Genomic DNA, 7216 nt, shown 5'->3' with positions numbered 1-7216 from the left:
CGCGGGGCACCATCGCGGAAATGAAGTGCGGTGCGAATACCGCGGAGATCTCGCTCAAAAATCTGATTGAGCCAGGTGACCGGACTGCTCTTGCGGAAGAACTCGCGATCCCTTCGGAGGGCAATCAGGCGGGCTTGCTAGAAGCACCGGCAAAGATGGTGGCCAAGGGCGGAATCGAACCACCGACACAAGGATTTTCAGTCCTCTGCTCTACCAACTGAGCTACTTGGCCCCCGCGGGACACACGCACGCCGAGGATCCTGACCCCGCGCGAAGCGGCGAATTATACGGAATTTTTCGGCGAGACCAACCGCTTCAGGGTCAGCAGACAAAGCCATGCGCAGCACAAAGCTGCTGTTTGGCGAGCCTGAGCACGATCCACAGCCAGAACACGAGGAAGAAGGCGATCAGCGGGACGTGGCGGTCGATGATGACCTTGGGCAGGATCGCCCGTGTGAACCGGATCACCGGCGAGGTGATCAGCCGGAAGAGCTTGTAGATGGGGTTGCGCTCGCGGCGCGCGCCGGCGATCGCATACAGCGCTCCCTGGCCGAGCATCACGAACAGCGCGACCTCGACCAGCGCCCGAAGAACGGATATCGCAAAGACGTCAAGCGGCATGAAAACGCGTGTGCGGCGCCTCGACCCGCGAGCGGCTCCGGCGCAACAAGCGGGCGCTCAGGTGGCGCGCGTTTCGATGTCGCCTCGCAGGTGCGGATAGCGCACGTGCTCGACCAGCTCCTGTGTCTGCTTCGCCGGCGCGGGTGTGAGCAGGCTCACGACCACGATGGTGAGGAAGCCCGCGGGCACGCCGAAGATGCCGGAGGAAATCGGATCGATATCCCAGATGCGCGGCGCGTTGATGCCGAAGAACGGATAGCGCGTGACCATGTACCAGAAGCAGATTCCCAGCCCGATGACCATGCCGGCCACCGCGCCCCACTTGGTGGCTCGCTTCCAGAAGATGCCGAGCACCAGCGCGGGGAAGAAGGCGGAGGCCGCCAGCGAGAACGCGGCGCCCACCAGGAACAGGATGTTGCCCGGCTTCAGCGAGGTCACGTACGCGGCGATGACGGCCACGCCCAGCAGCAGACCTTTGGAAATCGCCACGCGGCGTTGGGTCGAGGCGCCGGGGTCGAGCATCTTGTAGTACAGATCGTGCGACAGCGCGTTGGCAATGGTCAGCAGCAGCCCGTCGGCGGTGGACAACGCCGCCGCCAGGCCTCCGGCCGCGACCAGGCCGGAGATCACGTAGGGCAGGCCCGAAATCTCGGGCGTGGCCAGCACGATGATGTCCTGTCCGAGCGTCAATTCGGGCAGTTGCAGGATTCCGTCGCCGTTGATGTCGGTTACCGAGAGCAGGGTCTTGTCGACCTGTGACCACAGCTCGACCCAGCGCGGCAGCTGCGCGATGCTCGAGCCCACCAGGTTCGTATACACCTCGTACTTCACCAGCACCGCCAGCGCGGGCGCGGTGAAATAGAGCAGGAAGATGAAGAACAACGACCAGAACACCGACTTGCGCGCCTCGGACACGCTGGGGGTCGTGTAGTAGCGCATCAGGATGTGTGGCAGCGCGGCGGTGCCGATCATCAGGCAGAACACCAGCGCGAGGAAGTTCTTGCGCGCGATCTCCCGCGCCTTTTCGTCCTTGCCCGGGAAGGGCGTGGCGTGGGGTTTGGGCGGCGCCGACTTGCCCAGCGCGGCGGCCTTCTGCGCGGTCCATACGGCCTTCGCTTCCTCGGGCGTCTTCGGGAAGGCATCCAGCGCCGCCTTCGCGGCCTTGATCTGGTCCTCGGGCGCTCCGACAGCGGTGAGGTCGGCGAGCTTCTTCTCCAGCGCGGCGCGCTCCTGCTCGAACGATGCGGGCAGACCCTGGATTTTGGCGTCCAGCGCCTCCGCGCGCTGCCTGAAGAGATTTCGCACCTCGATTTCCTTCGGGTCCTCCGTCAACTCCTTCTCGCGCACGGTGAGCTTCTGCAGCACCTGACCGTAGGCAAGCTGCGGGAAGGGATTGTTGGTGAGCATGAGCGACAGCCACACCACCGGAATCAGGTAGGCGATGATGAGGATGATGTACTGTGCAACCTGCGTCCAGGTCACGGCCCGCATGCCACCGAGGAAGGAACACACCAGGATCCCGGCCAGCCCGAGAAACACGCCGATGCCGAACTCCACGCCGGTGAAACGGCTGGTGATGATGCCCACGCCGTAGATCTGCGCGACGACGTAGACGAAGGAGGCGAGAATCGCCGCGATGATGCCGATGGCACGCGGCAGATTGCCCTCGTAGCGCGCGCCCAGGAAATCGGGAATCGTGAACTGGCCGAACTTGCGCAGGTAAGGCGCGAGCAGCAGCGCGACGAGGACATAGCCTCCGGTCCAGCCCATGATGAACGCAAGGCCGTCGAAGCCCATCGCGTAGACCGTGCCGGCCATGCCGATGAAAGAAGCGGCGCTCATCCAGTCCGCGCCGGTGGCCATGCCGTTGAAGAATGCCGGGACCTTGCGCCCTGCGACGTAGTACTCGGCGATGTCCGCGGTGCGGCTCATGATGCCGATGCCGGCGTAGAGCGCGATCGTGGCCAGCAGGAAGGTGTAACCGATATAGCGCCGCGGCAATCCCATCTGCTCGGCGATTGCCAGCAGGACGACGAACAGGATGAAGCCGCCGGTGTAGAACGCGTAGTACTTCCTGAGCTGTCGGGCGAAGGTCTGCTGCGCGGTAGCCATCATTCTTCTCCTTCGGCGACGTCGTACTCCCGGTCGAGCCGGCCCATGCGGCGGGCATACAGCCAGATCAGGATCACGTAGATGATCAGCGAACCCTGGGCCGCCATGTAGAAGCTGAAGGGGAATCCCAGGAAGTTGAATTCCGAAAGCGGGATCGCGAAATACCCCAGCACGAAAGTGACGACGAACCAGACGGCGAGCAGGACGGCCGTGAGCGAGATATTTCTCCGCCAGTACTCCCGGTGCTTCTCGGAAAGCTCCATGGTTCTCCTCCTTGAGCCGCATTCTTGCCGGTGCGGGATCCGCCCGGCGCGCACGTTGTCTTGGTGGTTATCGGCCGCTCGACGCGTGGCAGAGTAGCCGACGCCCGGGCGCTTTTCAAGGCGAGCGTGTGCGGCGCAGACGTACGAGCGCCCGGTGCGCGGCGCACAGCCGCTGCAGGTCGCGCGCGCTCCTCGCTCCTTGCAGCCCGGCCTGCTCGATCGCGATCAGCAGCAGCTCGGCGGTGGCGAAGGCGTCCGACAGCGCGTCGTGGCGCGTGTAGCCGGAGATTCCGAAGCGCCTCAGCCAGTCGTCCAGCGACCGCCTGGTGCCCGCCGCGTCCGGAAAGAGTGCGGCCAGTATCCACTCGGCGTCGAACCAGACCCTCCGCAGCTTCGCCCCCAGATGCATGCGCATTGCGTGCGCCAGCAAGGTGGCGTCGAACGCCGCGTGAAAGGCCACCGGAATGTCGTTGCGCAGGAACTGCAAAAAGCCGAGAAGCGCCGTCGCCGGCTCCTCGCCGGTGAGCTGCGCGGACCCGGTGATGCCGTGAACGAGAATGTTGTCCTCGGCGCTGGGGTAGTGCTGGCGCAGCGAAACCGCGAAGACTTCGTCCAGATGAAGCTTGCAGTGGTCGATGGCGCAAGCGCCGATCGACAGCAGACGGTCCTGATGGGGATCGAGGCCGCTCGACTCGGTATCCACAACGACCCAGCGCAGGTCTGCCAACGGGCGATCGAGGTCCGGGGGCGGGAGGCGACGCCAGGCGGCGAGCGCTTCGGACATGTCTTTCGGTAGGCGCACGCGCGGCCCGAACCACCGGGTAAACAGGCTCACAACTGGTACTCGAACCGCAACCACGCCTGCAGCCGGCGCGCCTGGAGAAAGCACTCCTTGAGGATTCGACGGTCCAGTTCGTTGAGCGCGGCCGGATCGAGCAGGTTGTCCGCGGGGAGCCCGGCTTGCAGCCGCGCGTGCTGATGCTTCAGCCGCAGCAACTGCAGAAACCAGAACGCCTCCAACCAGGCGTCGCACTCCCGCGAATCCAGGCGCAGGCGCTCGGCGGCCTGCCGGAGCCGCGCCGCGGTTGCGCTCGCCTGCGCGCCGGCGGCCAGCGCTGCCACTCGGGCGGCATCGACGAACAGTGCCGTGCCCTGGAGTTTCAGATCGAGCACGCCGGATCGATCGGCCCGGTCCGACAGCTTGAAATCGCCCAGCGCCCCGAGCGGCGGGGCGTTGGCGAGCGCCTGCTGCGCGAGCTGGCGCTGAAAGCGGCTGTTGGCGCGCGCGACGGGCGCGAGCCAGTCGCGCAGGCGCTGCGCCAATGTCGCCTCGCCCCACAGCGGGCGGAAATCGAAGAAGATCGCGCTGTCGAGCAGCGCTTGCGGGTCTCCTTGGTCGATCCAGTGCGCGAAGCGCCCGCGCCATTCGGAAAACGACAGACAGCAGCGCGGATTGCCTGCCATGATCCCCCCTTTGCACAGGGGAAAGCCCAGGCGATCCAGACCCTGGTTGATGCGCGAGGCCACCGGGAGCAGTCGGGCGCGCGACTCTTCCGCGGTTCCCGTCACTGGATCGGCAAAGACGATGGCATTGTCCTGGTCGGTGGCGAACGTCTGCTCGCCGCGCCCTTCGGAACCGAGTGCCAGCCAGCAAAGCTCGATGCCCCTCACATCCGCGCAATCCATTTCCTGCTCGATGAGACGGGTGCTCAGCCGGTCGTTGAGTTCGGTGATGATCCTGGAGACGTGCTCGCTCGAAGCGCCCTGCGCCAGCAAGCTGTGCGCGAGCGCGCGGACATCCGCTGCGATCGGTACGAGGGCATCGAGGTCGGCCGCGGCGCGCACGGCGTCCGCGATGCGCGTGACCTGCACGCGTTGCAGCGCGAACAGGTCTCGTTCCGAAACGACGCCTCTGAGGCGGCCGTCACGCGTGACCAGAATGTGGTGGAAACCGTGACGCGCCATCGCGACCGCAGCATCCACCGCCGCCTGGTCGACATCCAGGGCGACCGGATCGCGGGTCATGAAACGCTCGATCGGCGCCTCGAGATCCGCGCCCTGCGCGACGACGCGGTCCAGCAGGTCGCGCAGCGTGAAGATCCCGAGCGCACGCCCGGCCGCGTCGACCACCACGATCGATCCGACCCGGCCTTCGTGCATCAGCGCGGCGGCCTGGCGCAGGCTGGTCGCGGGGGCGCAGCACACCGGTGTCCGCGTCGCGATCTCGCCCAGCGGCTGAGCGAGCGAACGGCTGGCGGCCGCGGCGTTGGCGTACTCCGCAACCAGCCTCTCCTGCGAGCGCTCCAGCAGGTGAGCCAGGCGACGGGTACAGAAGTCGCGGAACTCGGTGCTGATCTCCAGCATCCGGGCGAAGGTCTCGCGTGGCAGCAGGAAACAGAAGCTGTCCTGCGCCGCGCGAAACAGGTTGACCGGCGGGTGCGCGGCGATCAGCGCACCGATGGGGAAGGCCTCGCCCGCAGACAGCGTGATGACCGGTGCCGTGTTGGCCGCGGCGCTCTCGGGTACCAGGGATTCGACCAGTCCGCGCCGGACGATGAACAGGTGCTCGGGAACCCCATGCTCAGGCGAGAGAATCTGCCGGCCCGCGGGGAAATAGGCCAGCGACAGCTTGGCGACCAGCTCGCCCAGGTGCGCGCGTGCCATCGCGGAAAACGGCGCATGCCGGCGCAGCTCTTCGATCGTCGTCTCGCGCAGCGCCTCGGGAATCTCGGCGGTCGGCACCATGAGTGCGCCGTACAGTACGCCGCGCCGCGGACAAAAAAAAGCCCCGCTCGCGCGGGGCTTTCCTCGGAGAACTCGGCGCTTACATGTCCATGCCGCCCATGCCCCCCATGCCCCCGCCGTGCCCGGCGTGAGAGTGCTCTTCCTTGGGCAGCTCGGCGACCATCGCGTCGGTGGTCAGGATCAGGCCCGCGACGGAGGCTGCGTTCTGCAATGCATAGCGCGTCACCTTGGTCGGATCGAGCACGCCCATCTGCACCAGGTCGCCGTACTCGCCGGTCTGCGCGTTGTAGCCGAAGTTGCCCTTGCCCTCGCTCACCTTGTTGACCACGACCGAAGGTTCGTCTCCCGCGTTGGCCGCGATCCAGCGCAGCGGTTCTTCCAGCGCACGCGCGACGATCTTGATCCCGGCGTCCTGGTCATGGTTGTCGCCCTTCAGCTTGGCGATGGCGGCGCGGGCACGGATCAACGCCACGCCACCACCGGGCACGATGCCTTCCTCGACCGCCGCGCGCGTGGCGTGCAGCGCGTCTTCCACACGCGCTTTCTTCTCCTTCATCTCCACTTCGGTCGCGGCGCCGACCTTGATGACCGCCACGCCCCCGGCGAGCTTCGCCACGCGCTCCTGCAGCTTCTCGCGATCGTAGTCGCTCGTCGACTCTTCGATCTGCTGGCGGATCGCCTTCACCCGGCCCTCGATCTGCTTCGGATCGCCGGCGCCGTCGATGATGGTGGTTTCCTCCTTGCCCACCTCCACGCGCTTGGCCTGGCCGAGATCCTTCAGGGTCGCTTTCTCCAGCGACAGGCCGACCTCTTCGGCGATCACGGTACCGCCGGTCAAGATGGCGATGTCCTCGAGCATGGCCTTGCGGCGATCGCCGAACCCGGGGGCCTTCACCGCGCAGGTCTTCAGGATGCCGCGGATGTTGTTCACCACCAGCGTGGCGAGCGCTTCGCCTTCCACTTCTTCGGCAATGATGAGCAGCGGACGACCTGCCTTGGCGACCTGTTCGAGCACCGGCAGCAGATCGCGGATCGAGGAGATCTTCTTGTCGTGCAGCAGGATGTAGGGGTTTTCCAGCACCGCGATCTGCTTGTCGGGGTTGTTGATGAAGTACGGCGAGAGATAACCGCGGTCGAACTGCATGCCCTCGACGACTTCCAGCTCGTTGTTCAGCCCCGAGCCGTCCTCGACCGTGATGACGCCTTCCTTGCCGACCTTGTCCATTGCATCGGCGATGATCTTGCCGATGTCGGCGTCGGCGTTGGCCGAGATGGCGCCGACCTGGGCGATCTCCTTGCTCGTGGTGCAGGGCTTGGAAATCTTCTTCAGCTCCTCGACCACGGCATTGACCGCCTTGTCGATGCCGCGCTTCAGGTCCATCGGGTTCATGCCGGCGGCCACGAACTTCATGCCTTCCTGCACGATCGACTGGGCCAGCACGGTGGCGGTGGTGGTGCCATCACCGGCCACGTCC

General features: G+C 65.9%; 6 protein-coding genes and 1 tRNA gene. All 7 read right to left on the bottom strand.

Going from position 1 to position 7216, the window contains the following annotated elements; genetic code table 11:
• Positions 1-156: 156 nt before the first annotated feature.
• Positions 157-232, bottom strand: a tRNA-Phe gene (locus tag VNM24_09110).
• A gap of 89 nt (positions 233-321) precedes the next feature.
• Positions 322-621 carry a hypothetical protein gene (locus VNM24_09105; GenBank protein ID HWQ38748.1) on the bottom strand — a complete coding sequence of 100 codons (300 nt, stop codon included), beginning with the start codon at positions 619-621 and terminating at the stop codon, positions 322-324.
• 57 nt (positions 622-678) lie between these two features.
• Positions 679-2733: a VC_2705 family sodium/solute symporter gene (locus VNM24_09100; protein ID HWQ38747.1), complete on the bottom strand. Its 2055-nt coding sequence runs from the start codon at positions 2731-2733 to the stop codon at positions 679-681.
• Positions 2733-2996 (bottom strand): DUF4212 domain-containing protein, encoded by a 264-nt coding sequence (locus VNM24_09095; protein ID HWQ38746.1) that lies wholly within the window; start codon positions 2994-2996, stop codon positions 2733-2735. The genes VNM24_09100 and VNM24_09095 overlap by 1 nt, the downstream gene beginning before the upstream one ends.
• Positions 2997-3111: 115 nt before the next feature.
• A complete protein-coding gene (locus VNM24_09090) occupies positions 3112-3780 on the bottom strand; it encodes a 3'-5' exonuclease (protein HWQ38745.1) in 669 nt (222 codons plus the stop codon).
• A gap of 47 nt (positions 3781-3827) precedes the next feature.
• Complete coding sequence (locus VNM24_09085) at positions 3828-5741, bottom strand: DUF294 nucleotidyltransferase-like domain-containing protein (protein ID HWQ38744.1); 1914 nt, start codon at positions 5739-5741, stop codon at positions 3828-3830.
• A 79-nt stretch (positions 5742-5820) separates the two neighbouring features.
• Positions 5821-7216: chaperonin GroEL (gene groL / locus VNM24_09080; protein HWQ38743.1), on the bottom strand; the 1396-nt coding region annotated here is incomplete at its 5' end.

The organism is Burkholderiales bacterium (genome assembly GCA_035560005.1).
In the GTDB taxonomy this organism is placed as follows: Bacteria; Pseudomonadota; Gammaproteobacteria; order Burkholderiales; family Eutrophovitaceae; genus DASRFY01.
This window is presented reverse-complemented; position numbering and strand designations above follow the sequence as displayed.